At 50.3% G+C, this 1,032-nt stretch carries 2 protein-coding genes; one reads left to right on the top strand and one right to left on the bottom strand.

What is annotated here, in order from left to right; all coding sequences use genetic code 11:
- The first annotated feature begins 347 nt into the window (after positions 1-347).
- Positions 348-530, top strand: coding sequence for a Rop family plasmid primer RNA-binding protein (locus L975_RS00375; protein ID WP_047706615.1), 183 nt, complete (start codon positions 348-350; stop codon positions 528-530).
- A 107-nt stretch (positions 531-637) separates the two neighbouring features.
- Here the strand turns inward: L975_RS00375 and L975_RS00370 are convergent, their stop codons facing one another.
- Positions 638-916, bottom strand: coding sequence for a hypothetical protein (locus L975_RS00370; RefSeq protein ID WP_052181174.1), 279 nt, complete (start codon positions 914-916; stop codon positions 638-640).
- Positions 917-1,032: the final 116 nt, after the last annotated feature.

The following is a 1,032-nucleotide window of genomic DNA, read 5'->3' as shown; positions in this document are numbered from 1 at the left end:
CAGCAAAAACAGCGGCGCGATAGGTCTAGACATACCAAGTCCTTTTTAATGCAGAAATCCTAATGCGCACTATCTAACGAACTAAGAAAAACAGCACGGAACATTGTGTAACCTTTGGTTAACTTGACTGATAGCTCCAAACCGGCACATTTACCATAATCGACATTTTCCGCACCGCCTGAGACGCGCTCAGCGCGTTTTAGGCGGCCAAGCCACAGAACCGCACCTCTTTACCCCTCAAAACCCCGCAAAACGCTGCTGATGGATTCTGAGGCCGTGAATAGCCATGCATCACCCTGAATGCGGTAGGATCTGAGCCAAGATCCACGACCAAACAGGCAAAACCCATGAACAAGCAACAAAAAACAGCCCTGAACATGGCCAAATTCATTCGCGGACAAACCCTGCTACTACTGGAAAAACTCAACGAGCTAGATCTGGACGAGCAAGCCGATCAGTGTGAAAAGCTGCATGAGGATAGCGAGGCGTTATACCAATCGCTCATAGCCGAGTTCGGCGAAGAAGAATAAGGCGATGAACGGGTACGCAAATCTTTTGCGTACCCGTGAAGTGCCCGCGGGGTATCGGGGCGCAGCCCTGACAGGGTCGTTTTGGAGTGCCGTCACGGGGTGGCGGTTCAACAAAACATATCCTGTCCCACAGTTGGTATAATTTTGTGTTCACGGCGAAAGCTCACCGGCTTCGACCAAGTGAAACTACCCGCTTGGCGCTCGGCTTCACGCTCTAATCGTTTTTTTTCCGCATAACGTGCCGATTCAATTTGCGCTCGTGCTCGATTGACCACGATGTATCGATTAGGTCGATTGAGTTTTTGCCCTGCCACTCGTTCAGCTTCTGCGAGCGCATCATCAATAAATTTCTTCTCTGCTGGCGTGAGATCAGCAAGCCGTTTCATAAAGCCTCGTAACGAACACAAAGACAGACACCGAAACGTAAAATACCTATGTTCATGCGATTAGTCGAAAACGCGGCAGGATCGTGATGGGGGTAAAGGGGGCGTTAGCGCCCCTT

It is taken from the genome of Plesiomonas sp. ZOR0011 (assembly GCF_000800945.1).
Classification (GTDB): domain Bacteria; phylum Pseudomonadota; class Gammaproteobacteria; order Enterobacterales; family CAMTGL01; genus Plesiomonas; species Plesiomonas shigelloides.
Note: the sequence above shows the minus strand (reverse complement) of the source record. Positions and strands in the feature narration are given on the sequence as shown.

Coding starts and splice junctions, on each gene's coding strand:
- L975_RS00375 (WP_047706615.1), top strand. CDS start 348: ATGAACAAGCAACAAAAAACAGCCCTGAACATGGCCAAATTCATTCGC.
- L975_RS00370 (WP_052181174.1), bottom strand. CDS start 916: ATGAAACGGCTTGCTGATCTCACGCCAGCAGAGAAGAAATTTATTGAT.